This window comes from Vibrio sp. 1402 (assembly GCF_033340275.1).
Window position 1 is genome coordinate 19,290 of sequence record NZ_JAWOWE010000022.1, and the last position, 19,169, is coordinate 38,458.

General features: G+C 46.6%; 16 protein-coding genes. 9 read left to right on the forward strand and 7 right to left on the reverse strand.

All coding sequences use genetic code 11. From position 1 onward, the window contains the following. Positions 1–351 precede the first annotated feature (351 nt). The 4 genes from ggt to rarD form a co-directional block, all read right to left on the reverse strand. Positions 352–2,118: a gamma-glutamyltransferase gene (ggt, locus tag R7044_RS22740; RefSeq protein WP_225455821.1), complete on the reverse strand. Its 1,767-nt coding sequence runs from the start codon at positions 2,116–2,118 to the stop codon at positions 352–354. A gap of 111 nt (positions 2,119–2,229) precedes the next feature. After that, positions 2,230–2,889: a LysE family translocator gene (locus R7044_RS22745; protein WP_005378776.1), complete on the reverse strand. Its 660-nt coding sequence runs from the start codon at positions 2,887–2,889 to the stop codon at positions 2,230–2,232. A gap of 91 nt (positions 2,890–2,980) precedes the next feature. After that, entirely contained in the window at positions 2,981–3,778 is a 798-nt protein-coding gene (locus tag R7044_RS22750; RefSeq protein WP_005382915.1) for an AraC family transcriptional regulator, read from the reverse strand. A 71-nt stretch (positions 3,779–3,849) separates the two neighbouring features. After that, positions 3,850–4,767 carry an EamA family transporter RarD gene (gene rarD / locus R7044_RS22755; RefSeq protein WP_005378774.1) on the reverse strand — a complete coding sequence of 306 codons (918 nt, stop codon included), beginning with the start codon at positions 4,765–4,767 and terminating at the stop codon, positions 3,850–3,852. Between the two features lie 178 nt (positions 4,768–4,945). On the opposite strand from rarD, the gene recQ reads away from it, so the two are divergent. From recQ to R7044_RS22770, 3 genes are all read left to right on the forward strand, one after another. Continuing rightward, positions 4,946–6,781, forward strand: a complete 1,836-nt coding sequence (gene recQ / locus R7044_RS22760) for an ATP-dependent DNA helicase RecQ (protein ID WP_005451195.1) — start codon at positions 4,946–4,948, stop codon at positions 6,779–6,781. A gap of 9 nt (positions 6,782–6,790) precedes the next feature. After that, positions 6,791–7,096 (forward strand): DUF3630 family protein, encoded by a 306-nt coding sequence (locus tag R7044_RS22765; protein ID WP_225455822.1) that lies wholly within the window; start codon positions 6,791–6,793, stop codon positions 7,094–7,096. 234 nt (positions 7,097–7,330) lie between these two features. Then, positions 7,331–8,005: a 7-cyano-7-deazaguanine/7-aminomethyl-7-deazaguanine transporter gene (locus tag R7044_RS22770; RefSeq protein ID WP_005378770.1), complete on the forward strand. Its 675-nt coding sequence runs from the start codon at positions 7,331–7,333 to the stop codon at positions 8,003–8,005. Between the two features lie 221 nt (positions 8,006–8,226). On the opposite strand, the gene R7044_RS22775 is transcribed toward R7044_RS22770, so the two are convergent. The 3 genes from R7044_RS22775 to rhlB all read right to left on the reverse strand — a co-directional run bounded on the left by R7044_RS22775 (position 8,227) and on the right by rhlB (position 12,876). Next, positions 8,227–9,870: a sugar nucleotide-binding protein gene (locus tag R7044_RS22775; protein WP_064354412.1), complete on the reverse strand. Its 1,644-nt coding sequence runs from the start codon at positions 9,868–9,870 to the stop codon at positions 8,227–8,229. 172 nt (positions 9,871–10,042) lie between these two features. Beyond that, positions 10,043–11,536 (reverse strand): guanosine-5'-triphosphate,3'-diphosphate diphosphatase, encoded by a 1,494-nt coding sequence (gene gppA, locus R7044_RS22780; RefSeq protein WP_005382885.1) that lies wholly within the window; start codon positions 11,534–11,536, stop codon positions 10,043–10,045. A 20-nt stretch (positions 11,537–11,556) separates the two neighbouring features. Then, a complete protein-coding gene (gene rhlB, locus R7044_RS22785) occupies positions 11,557–12,876 on the reverse strand; it encodes an ATP-dependent RNA helicase RhlB (RefSeq protein ID WP_005378764.1) in 1,320 nt (439 codons plus the stop codon). A 111-nt stretch (positions 12,877–12,987) separates the two neighbouring features. Between rhlB and trxA the strand changes: the two genes are divergently transcribed. From trxA to fre, 6 genes are all read left to right on the forward strand, one after another. Next, entirely contained in the window at positions 12,988–13,314 is a 327-nt protein-coding gene (gene trxA, locus R7044_RS22790; protein WP_004745500.1) for a thioredoxin TrxA, read from the forward strand. Between the two features lie 196 nt (positions 13,315–13,510). Continuing rightward, positions 13,511–14,770, forward strand: a complete 1,260-nt coding sequence (gene rho / locus R7044_RS22795; protein ID WP_005378757.1) for a transcription termination factor Rho — start codon at positions 13,511–13,513, stop codon at positions 14,768–14,770. A 105-nt stretch (positions 14,771–14,875) separates the two neighbouring features. Continuing rightward, complete coding sequence (locus R7044_RS22800; RefSeq protein WP_033907315.1) at positions 14,876–15,868, forward strand: hypothetical protein; 993 nt, start codon at positions 14,876–14,878, stop codon at positions 15,866–15,868. Between the two features lie 91 nt (positions 15,869–15,959). Continuing rightward, entirely contained in the window at positions 15,960–17,813 is a 1,854-nt protein-coding gene (gene ubiD, locus R7044_RS22805) for a 4-hydroxy-3-polyprenylbenzoate decarboxylase (protein WP_033907314.1), read from the forward strand. Beyond that, positions 17,810–18,079 (forward strand): 2Fe-2S iron-sulfur cluster-binding protein, encoded by a 270-nt coding sequence (locus tag R7044_RS22810; protein WP_225455823.1) that lies wholly within the window; start codon positions 17,810–17,812, stop codon positions 18,077–18,079. The genes ubiD and R7044_RS22810 overlap by 4 nt, the downstream gene beginning before the upstream one ends. Positions 18,080–18,093: 14 nt before the next feature. Further along, entirely contained in the window at positions 18,094–18,807 is a 714-nt protein-coding gene (gene fre, locus R7044_RS22815; RefSeq protein ID WP_033907312.1) for an NAD(P)H-flavin reductase, read from the forward strand. Positions 18,808–19,169 lie beyond the last annotated feature (362 nt).

A 19,169-nucleotide genomic window follows, 5' to 3' on the forward strand; every position in this document is an offset into this window, starting at 1 on the left:
GTCCTTAGTAGCAACCATCCTAGTCACTATTGATTCCGTTCAATGTCCAATTTTGCAATCCATGCCCGACTATTCATCCTGAATAACCGTTTCTTCTTCCTGAAGTTCACCAAGTCCGTGGTGTTTCCTGTTCCGTGTCAGCATCCTTCCGACAGGTTTAATATTACGTGTTTAACGATTTCCAACAACGGGCTAATCTCACATTTTTTAACTCTCTTAGCGTTCAAAAAAGATACATGAGTATCAAATTCAATGGCTTATGCTCTTTGCTGTACGGTTTTACCATTAAAAAAGAGAGGTTTGCTCAACCCTTTGTGAGAGATCTCGCACAAGGGGTCGAGCGAAAGACTCTTACTGCCCGATAGCGGCACCTTCACGTCTTGGATCCGCAGCGCCTTCAAGACCGTCTTTTGTTATTCGTATCGCATGCAGACCAGAGTTCAAATCCCGAACATCGGTTTTAAAGCCCATCTTCTCCAGAGCAGGCTTTAAGCCCTCTGCGGCGGTACCTTGCTCAATATCTAAGGTGCCAAAACGGTTCAGCAATCGTGGCTGATTAATCGCGCTTTGGATGTCCATATCCCATTGCGTGTGGGCGATAATGGCTTGTGCGACGTAACCAATAATGCGGCTGCCACCCGGTGAGCCAATTGCCATGTAAGGTTTGTCATCCTTCATCATAATGGTTGGTGCCATGGATGAACGTGGGCGTTTTCCCGGTTCTAAGCGGTTCGCGATTGGCACACCATCTTGATGCGTGCGGAAAGAGAAATCGGTCAGTTCGTTATTGAGCAAGAAGCCGCGTACCATCAAGCGTGAGCCAAAGGCGTTCTCGATGGTTGTTGTCATTGAAACCACATTGCCTTGCTTATCGACGATATTGAAATGGCTGGTGGAAGGCAGCTCGATCGATTGGTCCATGCTTAAGTTCATGGCGTGCGACCAAGGAGGATTACCGGCTTCAGCCTTACTCAAGGCTTTACCGACTTGAATGAGCTCAGCACGTTGTTTGAGATAATCTTTATCAAGCAAGCCTTCGGTTGGCATTGGCACATAATCTTGGTCAGCCATGTATTTACCACGATCCGCGAACGCAAGGCGCGATGCATCGGCGATCACTTGCCATGATTTCGCGCTTTCGGCTCCCCAACCTTTAAGATCGTATTGCTCGGTGATCGCGAGAATCTGTCCAACCGTCAATGCGCCAGAGCTAGGTGGTCCCATGCCGCAGATATCATAGCTTTGATAAGCCGCACAAACCGGCTCACGTTGCTTGATTTGGAACGCATCAAAGTCAGGTTGTGCCAATACGCCAGGATTGCCCGGTGCATTCTGTACTGTCTTGATGATGTCTGTGGCGATATCGCCTTGATAGAAAGCTTTTGCCCCTTGCTCTGCAATTGCCGTCAGAGTTTGCGCGTATTCAGGGTTCTTCAACAACGTGCCTTCGGCTTTTGGTGAGCCATCTGGATTGAAGAAGTAAGCCTTAGTCGCAGGGAAGCGAGATAGGCGCTTGGCATCTTTTTCAATCAGACTCGCGAGGCGAGGACTGACTTCGAAACCTTGCTCAGCCAAGGTAATCACGGGTTGGATTATCTTCTTCCATTCCAACTTGCCGTATTTCTGGTGCGTGTCCCACAGCAGTTTCACTGTACCAGGAGTGGCAACGGAACGCCCACCGACAACCGCATCGTAAAATTGCAGTGGTTGTCCTTTGTCATCTAGGAAGAGTTTCGGCGTTGCGGCGAGCGGTGCGGTTTCGCGTCCATCATACGTAGTTAGTTTTTGTTTCTCACTGTCCCAATAAACTAAGAAGGCGCCACCACCAATACCTGATGATTGCGGTTCTACCAAGCCCAGCATCAGCTGCACGGCAACCATAGCATCAATAGCATTACCACCTTGGGCAATAACATCCGCACCAGCTTGGGTTGCAATTGGGTTAGCAGCGGTAACCATATAATCTTTCGCTTTGATCAATTGTTTTTGCTCGAAGCCAGTGCTGTGCTCCGGCGCAACCGCATCTGCTGCTTGGTTAGCAAAGACTGAGGTAGATAAGATTAGTGGGGAAGTAAGAAAAAGACCCGTGGTCACGAGTCGGTTGAACGTCCAATGCATGATGACTCTCCATGTTGCCAGTTTTGTGCTTTGAGCTTGGCAGTTATGGAGAGTCACGTCGAGTCAGCAATCTTAGAAATGTCGATTGTGCTACGCTTTTAAATCAGTACTTTATCCGATAAAAGTATTGATAGTTTGGTATAGAATACTGCCGCCCACTAGAGTAAATACCACGCCGCATAGACCGTCGATGTAGATACCCGCTTGTTGCAATTTACGCTGTAAGCGCTGTGTCGACAGCATCCATGCAAGGCTAGAGAACCAGAATAGCGACAAGCCAAACAGGATGACCAGTGCAATACCTTTGCCAGTAATCGACATACCTGCTGGGACTAAACTTGACATCAAACTGACAAAGAACACCAGGGCTTTTGGGTTAAGAATGTTGGTCGCAAACCCTTTAGCAAACGCTTGACGCTTATTGCTGATCACTAGGTTATTTTGCTTCTTAGGTTGATCCGTCAGTGGGTTTTGGATCATCGAGATCACGGCACGCAATGCGCCAATTCCTAAGTAGAGCAGGTAACTACCACCGAGCAGTTGTACCACGGAATACAGCACTGGGTGCTGGTGGACGACAAAACTCACACCTGTCAGGCTGAACAAAGAGTGCAGCAAAATACCGACGGACAATCCCAACGCAATGTACAAGCCAGTTTGACGACCATGACGCGTCGCATTTTGTACGACCAGCGCAAAGTCCGGACCTGGACTCATTAGGGCAATAAAGTGAATGCTGGCGAGTGTCAGCAATATGGTGGATTCATTCATAACACATCTCAAATTTAACCAATGCGGCTATTGTCGTGGTAAGTCACCTGGGGCGCTTGTAAAAAACTGACAGCTTTCTCGGTAAATGAAATTAACGAGCCACTTGAGAAGGGGAAACGCCGTAGGTCTGTTTAAACGCTTTGCTGAAATGCGCTTGATCATAGAAACCGATTTGATGAGCGACGTCGGTACCACATTGACCAGCTTGCAGTAACTTCATGCCTTGTTCAAGGCGCAGGCGTGCGAACCATGCATAAGGCGTCATGCCAGTTTGCGCTTTAAAGTGGCGCTGGAACTGAGTTGGGCTCAGTTGGCACAGCTCTGAAAGTGAATCCAAACGCACCGCTTGGTCAAGGTTAGCCATTAGATAATCTTTTAACGTCCCAAGCGATTGGTTTCCTAGCGGCACCACTTTTTGTCGCTCAAGCGATCCGTAGCGATCAAAAAGTTGGTTAAATCCTTCAAAAGGAAGGCAATCTTTGGTGAGTTGGCTGAGGTTTTCACGACGAAGCAGCCCGTGTAAGTTACTAAGTTGTGAAAATATCTGCGGATCCGAGATGATCAGTTCGTTGAAGTGTATTATTTGACCGTTTTGCTTAAGATCAGCCAGATCGCTCAATAGATGAGGTTCGATCGCAAACACATTTACTTCGTAGCCACTCTCGAGCTTAGATTGCCCGTCGTGCAGCTCATCCGGCGGCATAATCACAATTTGCCCGTGACCAACTTGGTGGCTGTTACCTTGGTATTGGAACTTCTGCGCACCATGCGTGATCAGGCCGAGATGAAAATCCAGATGGTAATGCCTTTGAAAAGCAAATTTCTGGTATTTCGCCTCTATTAGACTCAAGTTGTCATGGTCGGTTGCGTAGTACTGAATATGTTCCATTAAATAAAAAAGCTTGGTCACATTATGACCAAGCTTATCTGGCAATTTCTAACTTGTCTTGTAAAAAACGATCACTGTGGCTGAACGATTCGGCGTGAGCGACGGTTATTACGTAATCCATCAAAGCTAAACACGACTAGTGCTCCCCAAATAAAGACGAAAGTGATCGCTTTATCCATGGTAAAGGGTTCGCCATACATCAATACTGCAAGTAAAAACATTAAGCTTGGGCCTATATATTGGAAAAAGCCCAAAGTCGATAATTTGAGTCTTGTTGCTGCACCCGTAAAGCACAGCAGTGGCAGGGTTGTTATAACCCCAGCCGCGATCAACAAACTATTTAACGTAAGCGGATTCGTAAGCATATTTGAGGTTGGTGTATCGGCAATAAAAAGCAAATAAACAGCGGCCACTGGCAGTAGAAGTAATGTCTCGATAAACAAGCCAGTTTTTGCATCGACACTGACTTTCTTTCTTAATAAGCCATAAAAGCCGAAGCTCATTGCTAACGCCATCGCAACAACAGGTACGGAGCCAAATACAATCAGTTGAACGAGTACGCCACAACCTGCCAATACAACCGCGAACCACTGTAATTTACGCAGTCTCTCTCCCAAAAATACCATCCCGAGTAAGACGTTGATCAGTGGGTTAATGTAATAACCTAAGCTGGCGTCGAGCATATGATTCGAGTTTACCGCCCAAATGAAAATCAACCAATTGCCGCCAATTAACATGGAACTTGCGATCAGGTAAGCGATTTTCGTTTTGTCTTTCGCGATGTGGTAAGCCGAGCGCCAGTGACGGCCAAAATGGAGGAGTGCAGCAAGCAAAAAGAAAGACCATATCACTCGGTGGCTTAGAATTTCCAAAGGAGATACTTGTGCGATGGACTTAAAGTACATCGGCGCAATGCCCCACATGGTATACGCGCCAATCGCTAGCAAGATGCCTTGCCGCGCGCGTTGTTGTTCGTCTTCTGGTGTCATGAAGTGTCACCTAATTGTGTGTTTTATAGAGCAGAAAATCAGTATACGAGTCGTGATGCGAAACACCTAACAATTTGCGGTTTTATTCACCATGAAACCCCATTACAATGTGCCCTCACTTTGTGTGCCAGTGGTATGCATAAGCACCTCTTTTTTAAGACCCAATCTGAGATTTTTCATGACCTCTACCTTGTTAGCCGAACAATCAGACTCGCCTGTAACGCCTCAACGTGTGTTGGAGGATGTGTTTGGTTACCAAGAGTTCCGTGATGGTCAGCAGTTGGTGATTGACGCCGCGGTAGAAGGTCGCGACAGCTTAGTTATCCTGCCTACTGGTGGCGGTAAGTCGCTGTGTTATCAAATTCCTGCTTTGGTTCGCTCTGGCATTACTTTGGTGATCTCTCCACTTATCTCGCTGATGAAGGACCAAGTGGACCAGCTTAAAGCCAACGGTGTAGCGGCTGAGTGCATTAACTCGACCATGCCTCGTGAAGAGCTGCTCAGCGTGTATAACCGTATGCACACAGGTCATCTTAAGTTGGTGTACGTCTCGCCAGAGCGCGTATTGATGCGTGACTTCATTGAGCGTTTGGAAAACTTGCCGCTATCGATGATTGCTGTCGATGAAGCGCACTGTATTTCCCAGTGGGGACACGACTTCCGTCCAGAATACGCCGCGCTTGGTCAGCTTAAGCAGCAGTTTTCCCATGTGCCATTTATGGCGCTGACGGCGACGGCGGATGACGCAACGCGCCGAGATATTCTTGAGCGTCTGCAACTCAATAATCCAGAGGTTTACCTAGGCAGCTTCGACCGCCCTAACATCCGCTACAACTTAGTTGAGAAGCACAAGCCGGTTTCGCAAATTGTTCGTTATCTTGAAACCCAAAAGGGTAATTGCGGCATCATCTATTGTGGTAGCCGTAAGAAAGTTGAGATGGTGACCGAGAAGCTGTGCAACAACCACATTCGTGCTGCTGGTTATCACGCAGGTATGGATGCCGATGAGCGCGCTTACGTTCAAGAAGCTTTCCAACGCGATGACATCCAAATCGTGGTAGCGACCGTAGCATTCGGTATGGGCATCAACAAACCAAACGTGCGCTTTGTGGTTCACTTTGATATCCCGCGCAATATCGAATCTTACTATCAGGAAACGGGTCGTGCAGGGCGTGATGGTTTGCCTGCGGAAGCCATGATGTTGTATGACCCAGCGGACATCAGTTGGCTGCGTCGTATGTTGGATGAGAAAGACGACGGTCCACAGAAGCAGGTGGAAACCCACAAACTGAATGCGATGAGTGCCTTTGCTGAGGCGCAGACTTGTCGCCGTCAGGTGCTATTGAATTACTTTGGTGAGTATCGTGAGAAGCCATGTGGCAACTGCGATATTTGCTTAGATCCACCGAAACACTTTGATGCCACGGAAGAAGCGCGTAAGGCGTTGTCTTGTGTGTATCGTGTTAATCAGAGCTTTGGTATGGGCTACGTGGTAGAAGTGCTACGTGGCATGCAAAACATTCGTGTACGTGAAAACGGGCACGATAAGATTTCTACCTACGCGATAGGGCGCGATCACAGCCACGATTACTGGGTGAGTATCTTCCGTCAGTTAATCCACAAAGGGCTGCTGTTCCAAAACATCACGCGTAACTCAACGCTGCAACTTACTGAAGAGGCGCGTCCGCTGCTACGTGGCGATGTGACTCTGGAGTTAGCGGTTCCGCGTTTAGACACTGCAGCACGTGCGGCGAAGTCGGACAAACTGACCAGCAAGAACTACGACAAAAAGCTGTTTGCTAAGTTACGTAAGCTGCGTAAGTCGATTGCTGATGAAGATGGTTTGCCACCATACGTGGTCTTTAGTGATGCGACTCTGATTGATATGGCGGAGATCTTGCCAACGTCTTACGGCGAAATGTTGGCAGTCAGCGGCGTTGGTCAGCGCAAACTGGAGAAGTACGCCGATCCATTCCTCGATTTGATTCAAGAACACATTACTCACCACGGATAAGGAACCAAGATGCAAAAGGAATTTGGCTTAGCGGACTACATGGCACAAGAAGGGCGCTTAATCATTACCGCGCCGAGCTTTGACCTTGATAGCTTTCCTGCTTTAGGTGAGCGTTTAGTTGTCTTGCTTTCTGCTACTGTGGTGGAAAAGCAGTGGGATGCGGACATTCACTCTTGGCTGATCGACTTTGAAGGTTGCCGACTGTTTATGAAAGCAGAGCATTACAGCGAAGCGATTTGGTTTGAAGCGTTAGCGATTGAAGAGAGCAGGGAAGAGTTGGATTATCTTGCAGGATTGTTCCAGTGCGGCTTCTAAAAATAGAATTTTTCTTGAAAGGGTGTTTCACATGAAACACCCTTTTTTATGCTTAAACGTTTGCGTAAAACAGACGACTTGCGGCGAAAAGTGGTTAATGTATAATCGCCCACCGCTTCGCTCAGAATGAGCCAAGCCAGTTTATTTTTCATTTTACATTGTTGGTAAGAGCCACTTTATTCAGTGACTCGATTTGGGTTCCCTCACCCCCAAACCAAACTAAAAAGGTATCGCATGAGTAACTTTACCCCTGCGCAGCAGCGCAACGCCCTTATCTATCTGGTTCTATTCCACCTAGTCATTATTGCATCTAGCAATTACCTAGTTCAGCTACCGTTTACTATTTTCGGTTTCCATACCACTTGGGGCGCATTCACTTTCCCATTTATATTCCTAGCGACTGACTTAACTGTGCGTATTTTCGGTGCTCAGTTGGCGCGTAAGATTATCTTCTTAGTGATGTTGCCTGCTTTGGCAGTGTCTTACTTCTTATCGGTGGTGTTCTTCGAAGGTCAATTCCAAGGTTTTGGTCACTTAGGGGAATTTAACTTATTCGTTGCTCGTATCGCGATTGCTAGCTTCATGGCGTACCTACTTGGTCAGATCATGGATGTGCATGTGTTCAACCGCCTACGCCAAATGAAGCAATGGTGGGTGGCACCAACGTGTTCAACGCTTTTCGGTAATGCACTTGATACCATCGCTTTCTTCGCCATTGCGTTCTATCAAAGCCCAGATCCATTTATGGCAGAGCATTGGACGGAAATCGCGCTGGTGGATTACGGCTTCAAACTGATTATCAGTCTTGGTTTGTTCGTTCCGATGTACGGCGTATTACTGAATTACCTCATCAAGAAGCTGACTGCGGTGAACCCTGACTTTAAGGTGACGACAAGCGTTCAGTCTTAATATCAGTGGGAACCCCGAAAGCCGCTTGCTCAAATCAAGCGGCTTTTTTGTGCCTGTTTACTTGGGTTTAGAGCGTTTTGTACAGCGTAGGGAGTAATTAGATCATGGGTGTCCAAAAGCTCCCTAAGCTGTACGAAGGTAAAAATGAGCAATAAAAAGGTCCCGAGTGAGACCTTTTAATCGAAGATACGGAACGTAGAGGAAGCTCGCTGGTGAAATGGCTAACAGAGCATCTTCTCAATCAAAATGGCTTTTTGCGCATCGAAGGCGCCAAGTTGCAGGCCGTTATCCCAGCTGATGCTTTGATTGAACATCGCCAACATCAAACCGACACTGCGTTGATTGGCGTCCTGCCAGCAATCAGACTCGCTGTACTCTCCATCATTTATCGCGTTGCCATTAACGAGAATGGGCTCGAAACGCCATTTTTCTCCGACACGGTAGTAGCCTTTGCTGGTTAATGTCTGGTTGGATTGAATCGTTAGATTGTGCTCGATGCCCGGTTCACCTGTTAGTTCAAATACAAACCTTAGCTGGTGGTCGCCACATTGCAGATCAACGATCAGTTGGCCGTTTTCCTCAACCAGTGTCGATTGATAATAGTCTCCAAAGCAGTGCAGCAACCAAGATATAGGGTGACTGGCAGTTTCAAGAAACCACTCTTTGAGCGTGAAGGTGCCCGGTAGGTTAACTTGGGTGACTAGATTGACCACACAAGGTTGGGTTTGCGAAGTGAGCCACTTCTCTATCGTCTTGGCGGTATTAAGCTGAGCAAAGGCGTAATTAACCAATAGGTTGGCGTTCGGTTGCTGCCAGTGAGTTATGTCAGAATTCAATCCCACCAATGGCTTTTCACAGATAAGCTTGGTTGAACCTAACGTCTTTATGATCTCTGCATGAGTATGCGCAGGTGTCGCGATGGTCACGACATCAAGTAGTTTGAGTGCGCTGATGTTCGTTTCTGCCTTTGGGATTGCTTCTTCACTGCACGCTTGCTGAAGCGGTTCTATTTGGTTGGCGCATAACGTTGTGACCGATACACCATTGTTTCGATAGTGGGGAATGTGCGTGCGTCCCCAGTTGATTCCTATGATGCCGGCTTGCTGGATTTGCTCTGGCTTGTTGAAACGTTCACTCAATGGCGGCAAGGCAATTCGTTCATCGGTTAGACGTTGGTCATGGTGATAGTCATTGCTTGGCAGCACTTGCCATGGTTTGTTGTAATGCTGTTTGAGTGCACAAACGAGTTCGTAGAAATTCCACTTATCTTTTAAGTTGCTATCAAGGTGATATAAACCGGCTTCGTTCCGCTCAATAAGCTGCAAAAAGGCGAGTGCAGTATCGTCCATATGAGAAGTCGCAGGATACCAAGCCGTGCTAGCGGTAATAACGCCGTTCTCTTCATATTGGCGGTCGAGATGCGCCAACATGTTATTGCCTTCTGCTTGGTGATGGAGCTGCCAACCAATTCGAGCAACCATCGCATCTGGATTTGCTTGCCAGATTGCATCTTCACAACGAACTTTGTATTTGCCGTAATCATCTTGGGTGTTTCTTTCTTCAAAGATGCCATAAGGCCCGTTTTTTGTGGCATCAAATACCATTGCTGTGCTGACAAAGAGGTAAGGAATATTGTGGCGTTTGCATTGCTCACCAAGCCACGCTGCCCACTCTTCACTTCCCATCGCCATATGGCACACCGCATTGATGTGGTGTTGTTGCCAAAATTGTTCACTTTGCTCTGGATCATCTGGTGAGATTTGGTGGTGATTCCACTCCAATATGTTCCAGCCGCGTAGGTGAAACTGATGAGCGACTTTTGGGGCGAGGGTACCAGTTAAGCCAGTCATTAAAACGGTTTTCATGATGGTGCATCTTGGTTGGCTAAATTGTGTTTATCAATAAAGCATGGCTGTTTTTCGATGTAGAGCGGAGAAGCTGAGATTTTTGCTGGGCAGCACGTTTTGTAGGGGAAGTAGAAGCAGAAAAGCCCAAGCGAACGCCTGGGCTTTAGTATTGTAAGGCAGTGATATTCGCTTATTTTGCTACGATATTTAATGGCCAGCCGATGTCTGTCTGACGGTTGGATTCAATTTCCAGCTCAGCCGCAGTCAGTGGGTTTTTCTCTAGCCATTGCGCATCAATGTGTAACGTTAGATTGTCGCCTTCAACCGTTAGAGTCACATTTGGCTCTAGATCAGGATTGCGACGATGGCTGAGTAGAACCGCAAGACGCAACAGTCTTAATACTCGTTTGGCACTTGAGCCTGATAATGCATGCTGCTCAGGTAAAGAAGTGAGCTGTTCGCGATAGCGACGAGCCACTTCACCAATAAAGAACTTCTGCGCGCGCGTGTAACCAGGCAGATCCAAATTCTGTAGCAAGTAAGCACTATGCTCTCCGCCTTTTTTGAAATCGATAGTTAAGCCAATTTCATGCAGTTTTGCGGCGGTCTCGAGTAATATCTTGCCCTGAGGCTCTGTAATCCACTCATCGCCTCCAGCTTGCTGTAAAAGCGTGTGTGCCAGAGTAGCGACTTGTTCGCCGTATTGGTGATCGAGCTGATAGCGATTTTGTACGCTAGCGATAGTGCGGGCACGAATGTCTTCTTGACGAAGCTCTTCAACCATCTCATACACTAAGCCTTCGCGTAGTGCGCCGCCAGCGAGTGTCATAGCATCGATTTCAAGCAATTCAAAAACGGCAATCAAAATAGAGAGGCCACTAGGGAACACTAATGCACGCTCAAGTGTTAAGCCTTCAATATCGAGTTCTTCTAAATGGTCGGCCAACATGGCTTGCTTCTGTAGACGTTTGAGTTTGGAGTGAGTGATTACTTCGTCCATGCCTTGCGCCAGCATTATCTCTTGCAATGCCTGAACAGTGCCTGATGCACCAACACACACATCCCAACCAATTTCTGTATAACGTTCTAAAATCGGCTGGATGGTCTGTTTCGCCCCTTCAATTGCCGCGTCAAAGTTACGAGCATTCAATTGACGATCTTTAAAGAAGTTTTCAAGCCAAGTCACGCAGCCCATTTTTAAGCTGGTCAGTGCTTTGGCTTCGAAACCTTCACCGATAATCAGTTCGGTACTTGCTCCACCGATATCGACTACAAGGCGACGACCACTACCGCCAGAGGTGTGAGCGACACCTTTATAGATAGTGGCTGCTTCTTCTTCACCAGTAATCACTTCGATAGGCTGGCCTAGAATTTGGTTAGCCTTTTCTAAAAACACATCTACATTGGTCGCGGTACGTAATGTTGCAGTACCGACGATGCGAATGTTTTGTTTAGGAATGTCCTGCAAGCGTTCCGCAAATAGACTTAAGCAGTCCCATCCTCGCTGCATAGCTTCCATACTAAGAGAATTATGTTCATCTAAGCCCGCTGCTAGACGAACTTTGCGCTTAATTTTAGCCATTGTTTGAACGCTGCCATCGATGTGACGCACAACGAGCATGTGAAAACTGTTCGACCCGAGGTCGATGGCGGCATATAGCGGTGATGATCCTGCTTGACTCATAAAACGAACTCAGTTTCCTATTACGATTGTTTTGGTGCCGATTGACGCGGTTGGCGTGGACGACGTCCCTGCGGCTTACGGTTACCAGAACCAGAGCGGGTACCGCCAGTATTCGTGCGGCGCTGTTGGTTGCGTGGTGCACGCATACGAATCGGAGCCGGTAGATCTTGAATCAGTGCCGACGAATCGTACTCTGAAACTGGGATTGTATGCTCAATGTATTCTTCGATTGCTGGTAGGTTAACCGCGTACTCTTCACAAGCAAAACTGATCGAATGACCGCTCGCACCAGCGCGACCAGTACGGCCAATACGGTGAACATAATCTTCACAGTCGTCAGGAAGGTCGTAGTTGAAAACGTGCGTTACCTGAGGAATATGCAAACCACGCGCTGCAACGTCAGTTGCAACTAGGATGTCGACATCACCTTTGGTGAATTGCTCAAGAATCTTCTCACGCTTCTTCTGCGGTACATCGCCAGTAAGAAGGCCTACACGGTGTCCATCGGCAGCCAAATGACCCCAAACCGATTCACACTTATGCTTGGTATTGGCAAAAATGATAGCGCGATCTGGCCACTCTTCTTCAATTAGTGTTTGAAGCAGCGCCATTTTGTCTTCATTCGAAGGATAGAAAAGCTCTTCCTGGATACGGTGGCCAGTTTTTTGTTCTGGTTCGACAACGACATGCTCAGGAGTATTCATGTGTTCGAATGCCAGTTCTTGAACGCGGTAAGACAGCGTTGCTGAGAACAGCATGTTCAAACGCTCTTTTGGCTCAGGCATACGACGGAACAAGAAGCGAATGTCTTTAATAAAGCCAAGATCGAACATGCGGTCGGCTTCGTCCAGAACAACAGCTTGAATGTTGTTGAGGTTAAATACGCGCTGTTTGTAGAAATCGATGATACGGCCTGTTGTTCCGATCAGAATATCTACGCCGTCTTGCAGTTTCGCAAGTTGCTTGTCGTAGCTTTCACCACCGTAAGCTAGAGCGGTTTTTAGACCTGTGCTTTCAGTTAATGATTCTGCATCATTGTAAATCTGAATAGCGAGCTCACGTGTAGGCGCCATAATAATTGCGCGTGGCTGTGTAGGCTTACGACCTTCATGTTCCGGAGTCGTCAGAAGGTGGTTGAACGTAGCAGTAAGAAACGCGAGCGTTTTACCAGTACCCGTTTGGGCCTGGCCTGCGATGTCTTGGCCGGTGAGCAGGACCGGCAACGCCAAGGCTTGGATAGGGGTACAAAATTCGAACCCTTTTTTGTCCAATCCTTCAATAACTTGGGGCTTTAAGCCCAAATCGGCGAACTTTTGCTCTGTGATATGCGTCTTTTTCATGGCTATAGAATATCAGCTAAAGCTTGCAATACGAAAGTAAATACATTCCAATAGGGCATCTAATTACTGGTTATCATCCAACCAGTTTCGAAAAACACATTGGAGTGGAAGATGAGTGATAAGATTTTGCAGCTAACTGATGACGGTTTTGAAAACGATGTAATCAACGCTGCAGGCCCGGTTCTAGTGGATTTTTGGGCAGAATGGTGTGGTCCTTGTAAAATGATCGCTCCTATTTTGGACGAAATCGCAGACGAGTACGAAGGCAAACTCACTATCGGTAAACTAAACATCGACCATAACGCAGGTACACCACCTAAGTTTGGTATTCGCGGCATTCCAACGCTATTACTATTTAAAGATGGTAACGTAGCGGCAACGAAAGTAGGTGCTCTGTCTAAAACTCAACTAAAAGAGTTCCTAGACGCAAACTTATAATCACCAAGTGATTACAGATAAAACCGTGCAAAGTTACAATGCACGGTTTTGTTTTTCTAACTCTGGACTAGAATACTAATTAGTGCTAACTTATCGCGCGTTAATTGAACAAATTTCTCTTCTTGGTCGATCCTGAGACCAAATCCATCTTAACTAGAAAACAGATCTTATTTTGACTAAACAAGAATCCACCACCATGAACCTTACCGAACTGAAGAACAGACCTGTGTCTGACCTTGTAAAACTGGGCGAAAGCTTAGGATTAGAGAACCTAGCTCGCTTAAGAAAACAAGACATCATCTTCGCGATTTTAAAAGCGCACGCGAAAGGCGGCGAAGACATCTTTGGCGATGGGGTTCTGGAAATTCTGCAAGACGGCTTTGGTTTCCTACGCAGTGCAGATAGTTCATACCTTGCGGGTCCGGACGATATCTACGTATCACCAAGTCAGATTCGTCGCTTTAACCTACGTACTGGTGACTCTATCGCTGGCAAAATTCGTCCACCAAAAGACGGTGAACGTTACTTTGCCCTTCTAAAAGTCAATACCGTTAACGACGATAAACCAGACAACGCCCGTAACAAGATCCTATTTGAAAACCTTACCCCTCTACATGCGAATGAGCGCATGGTTATGGAGCGTGGTAACGGTTCAACAGAAGACATTACAGCACGTGTTTTAGACTTGGCATCGCCAATCGGTAAAGGTCAACGTGGTCTGATTGTTGCTCCGCCTAAAGCGGGTAAAACAATGCTTCTGCAAAACATCGCGCAAAGCATCGCGTACAACCACCCAGAGTGTGAGTTGATGGTTCTTCTTATCGACGAACGTCCAGAAGAAGTAACCGAGATGCAACGCCTAGTTAAAGGTGAAGTGGTTGCGTCGACTTTCGATGAGCCAGCATCTCGTCACGTACAAGTAGCGGAAATGGTGATCGAGAAGGCAAAACGTCTTGTTGAACATAAGAAAGACGTGGTTATCTTGCTTGACTCTATCACTCGCCTAGCTCGTGCTTACAACACCGTAGTGCCTTCATCAGGTAAAGTACTAACAGGTGGTGTGGATGCAAACGCATTACATCGTCCTAAGCGTTTCTTCGGTGCTGCACGTAACGTAGAAGAAGGCGGCAGCCTAACTATCATCGCAACGGCACTAGTAGATACTGGTTCTAAAATGGATGAAGTTATCTACGAAGAGTTCAAGGGTACAGGTAACATGGAACTGCACTTGAACCGTAAGATTGCTGAGAAGCGTGTATTCCCTGCGATTGACTTTAACCGCTCAGGTACACGTCGTGAAGAGCTACTGACGAAGACTGACGAACTACAGAAGATGTGGATTCTGCGTAAGATCGTTCACCCAATGGGCGAAATCGACGCAATGGAATTCCTAATCGACAAGCTAGCGATGACGAAGACCAACGATGAGTTCTTCGATGCGATGCGTCGTCAATAGTCTCAAATAGTCATTCTGCGAAAAGCCACCGTATATCGGTGGCTTTTTTATTGCTTTCTCCCGATAGAAGTATCAGAATGAAGGAAATGTTATCGGGAGGTTAACATGCAACAAGGAATGTTGTCGTCATTACTCCTGAGCTTGTCACTTATCACTCTACCTGCGACATTATCTGCCAAGGAAATGCATGAGTCTGTAGTAGAACAGTGGCTTCAGGATACTCAAATACATACTAAAGTCTCTGAACTGCTTGATTACGCTGTCAGAGATGAAGTCGACTCGCTTAAATTTGCCCTTGATAGACTTGCTTTGCCTCAACAAGAGGTGGTGCGCTTTCAATTATTGGAAAAGCTTGAAAAGCAAGATGTGATTCTCACGCCTCGAATGGCTCTGTTTGTTGAGTCCCAGATCCGTATGACCCCGACTTATCAAGTGTTAGAGCGAGGTGATGGGTATGAATTTAGTGTACCCGCTTTTAACTTTCCCGTTATTGCGAGTCGCTTGATTAAGCGTTGGAAACAAGACCAAAGTACCTTGGACTTTGTCTTACAAGCTGAACGAAGAGAGCTTAACTTAAAGCAATGGCTTACAGGGCCATCTCAACAAGCTCAAGCGCGTGAAGCGCTTTTGATTCGAGAGTTAGACAGCTTATCACCCAATGCGCTTGCTGCATTAACGGCCCAGTTAACCAAAGCAAATGTGACCAGTTGGTTACCATCGACGGCCGTGATAGTCAGGTTGGCACAAGTTAGTCAGGATGAGGAAGTGTACAACTTACTCTGGCGGATGAAAGCTGATTACAACAGCCAGTCCGAACTTGAGCGTTTAGCTGCGGTTGGAGACGTTTTTTCCATTCAGCAATTGATGAATGCCACAGTTAACCCATCACTCAAGCCAGAAGCTATTAGTCTACTTACAAAATCTAACCCTCTATCTCCGCAAGTAAAGCAGTTTCTAGTTAGAAAAATGGCGTTATCAGAAGAAGCAACCATGGTTGCTCGAGAGCTTGCTCAACAAGGGCATCAAACCTGGTTGGAAGAGTTAGTATCTTCGAACCATCAGATAAAGACTCGGCAGATTGAACAAGTATTAAAGTAATCTGGCTCACATACCCACACAAAATAGGAGGATCTTAGCGTCCTCCTATTTGTTATACTGCGGACAGTTTAATCAGCCAGCATGAAGGCCTATGAGTTTTAAGGATTTACGCGAATTTATCGACCACCTAGAACAGAAAGGTCGACTTAAACGCATCACTCACCCTGTCGATCCCGCTTATGAAATGACAGAAATCAGCGACCGCACCTTGCGTGCTGGTGGACCTGCGCTGTTGTTTGAGAACCCAATCGGCTACGACGTACCTGTTTTGACGAACCTGTTTGGTACACCAGAGCGTGTCGCAATCGGCATGGGACGTGAAGACGTTAAAGAATTAAGAGAAGTCGGTAAGCTGCTGGCTTATTTAAAAGAACCTGAGCCACCAAAAGGCTTCAAAGACGCTTTAGAAAAACTGCCTGTGTTCAAACAAGTATTGAACATGCCGGCTAAGCGTTTACGTAAAGCACCATGCCAAGACATTGTTTGGCAAGGTGATGAAGTCGACTTGGATAAAATTCCGGTAATGAGCTGCTGGGCAGAAGATGTAGCGCCGCTGCTTACTTGGGGCTTAACCGTAACCAAAGGTCCAAATAAGAAACGTCAGAACCTAGGCATTTACCGTCAGCAGAAAATTGCCAAGAACAAAATCATCATGCGTTGGTTAGCCCATCGTGGTGGTGCGCTTGATCTGCGCGATTGGATGGAAACCAACCCAGGTAAACCTTTCCCAGTTTCGGTCGCGTTTGGTGCAGACCCAGCAACCATTCTTGGCGCAGTAACACCAGTGCCAGATACGCTATCGGAATACGCATTTGCAGGTTTGCTACGTGGAAGCAAAACGGAAGTCGTGAAGTCAGTCAGCAACGATTTGGAAGTGCCAGCGAGCGCGGAAATCGTGATGGAAGGCTATATCGACCCGAACGAGTTTGCTGATGAAGGTCCTTACGGTGACCACACTGGCTACTATAACGAAAAAGAAAAGCACCACGTATTTACTATTACGCACATTACTATGCGTAAAGACCCTATTTATCACAGCACCTACACAGGTCGTCCGCCAGATGAACCAGCTGTATTGGGTGTGGCATTAAACGAAGTGTTTGTACCTATTCTGCAAAAGCAATTCCCAGAGATTGAAGACTTCTATCTACCGCCAGAAGGTTGTTCGTACCGAATGGCCGTCGTCACCATGAAGAAGCAGTACCCAGGACATGCCAAGCGCGTAATGATGGGCGTGTGGTCTTTCTTACGTCAATTCATGTATACCAAGTTTGTTATTGTGTGCGATGAATCGGTAAACGCACGAGATTGGAATGATGTCGTGAAAGCCATGTCAGAGCATATGGATCCTGTACGTGATACCTTGATGATAGATAACACGCCAATCGACTCGCTCGACTTTGCTTCACCAGTGGTTGGGCTTGGCTCCAAAATGGGCTTGGATGCGACCATTAAATGGGATGCCGAGCTGGCGACGCGAACCGAGGTCACTGAGCGAGACAGCAAAGCGATTACCGAAGCAGAACTAAATGAGTTGAAACAGCAACGCCCTGAGATTGTTGACGTCTATCTTCCAGTTACAGCAAACAACCAATTTGCTGTCGTGACTATGAAGAAAGACCAAGCTGGTCAATCCCAAGAATTGATGGAACATCTATGGGGCTTCTTTGCTCAGTACACGGATAACAAATTCATCATTTTGTGCGACGATGACGTTAATGCACGAGATTGGAATGACATCATTTGGGCGGTGACAACTCGAATGGACCCAGATAGAGACACGATTCAAGTGCTTGGTAAGACTGAGAGTTCATCCAAATTAGGACTGGATGCGACCAACAAGTTCGAATCTGAAGTCACGCGCGAGTGGGGTACGCCTATCAAAAAAGATCCTAAACTTGTGGCTAAAGTCGATGAGATTTGGGACCAGTTAGGTATTCTATGAGTCATCAAGTCCACCTTCTACCAATGGACGTTACATTCCAAGTAAAAGAAGGGGAGACGGTGTTAGAAGCTGCGCTCAACAACAATATTCGCTTCCCACACCGTTGCCAAGTTGGCGCTTGCGCCATGTGCATGTGTAAAAAGCTAACGGGCGAGGTGAGCTATCACCTCGAACCTATGCTAACCGAAAAAGAGCAACAGCAAGGTTGGATACTCCCTTGCCAAGCCTATACAGAAAGTAATTTAGTGCTTACTTTTGACGAGTAAGCGAGAGGAACACCATGACCATCCAATGTAAAGTAAAGTCTATTCAGCCGTTAGCTTGTAATACTTACCAAATCCTTCTTCATCCAGAATCACCAGTGCCTTTTAAAGCGGGTCAGTACCTAATGGTGGTGATGGGTGAAAAAGACAAACGTCCTTTCTCTATCGCAAGCAGTCCTTGTCGTCATGAAGGTGAACTTGAACTGCACATCGGTGCGGCGGAACACAACGCTTATGCACAAGAAGTTGTCGAAGCAATGCAAGCGGCGCTTGAAACTGATGGTCAGATTGAAATTGATGCGCCACATGGCGATGCTTGGGTTCAAGAAGATAGTGAACGCCCGCTGTTATTGATCGCTGGTGGTACAGGTTTTAGTTACGTACGTTCGATTCTGGATCATTGCGTAGCGCAGAATAAAACCAATCCTATCTATTTATATTGGGGGGCGCGCGATAACTGCCAGCTTTATGCTAAAGACGAACTGGTCGAGATTGCCGACAAGTTTGCCAATGTTCACTTTGTGCCAGTAGTAGAAGAAGCTCCTGCAGACTGGCAAGGTAAAGTTGGTAACGTGCTACAAGCTGTAGCTGAAGATTTCGAAAGCTTAGAAAACTACGATATCTATATTGCAGGTCGTTTTGAAATGGCTGGCGCAGCACGTGAACAGTTCACTCAGAACAAGAAAGCGAAGAGCGAACGTATGTTCGCAGACGCGTACGCATTCATTTAAATACGGCTTTTAAGGCAGAAAAAGAGGGTTTTTTACCCTCTTTTTTGCTTTTTTGATGAAATAGTCATCGAACAGTCATTTTTTTCCATTTTTTTTCAAAAAAGGGTTGCGAACGGATCTGAGTTCCCTATAATGCGCATCCACCGACACGGCAGACGCGATAAGGCTTCAGCAGGGTCGGAGAGGTGAAAGCTTCTACGAAAAATAAATTGAAAAAGTGTTTGACACTGTCAATTAAATCGCTAGAATGCACCTCCGCTTTGAGAAAAAAACTTCTCGTAAAGCAAGCTCTTTAACAATATAGACCTATCAATCTGTGTGGGCACTCGTTGATGATAATCCAAATAGTTTCTTCGGAAACA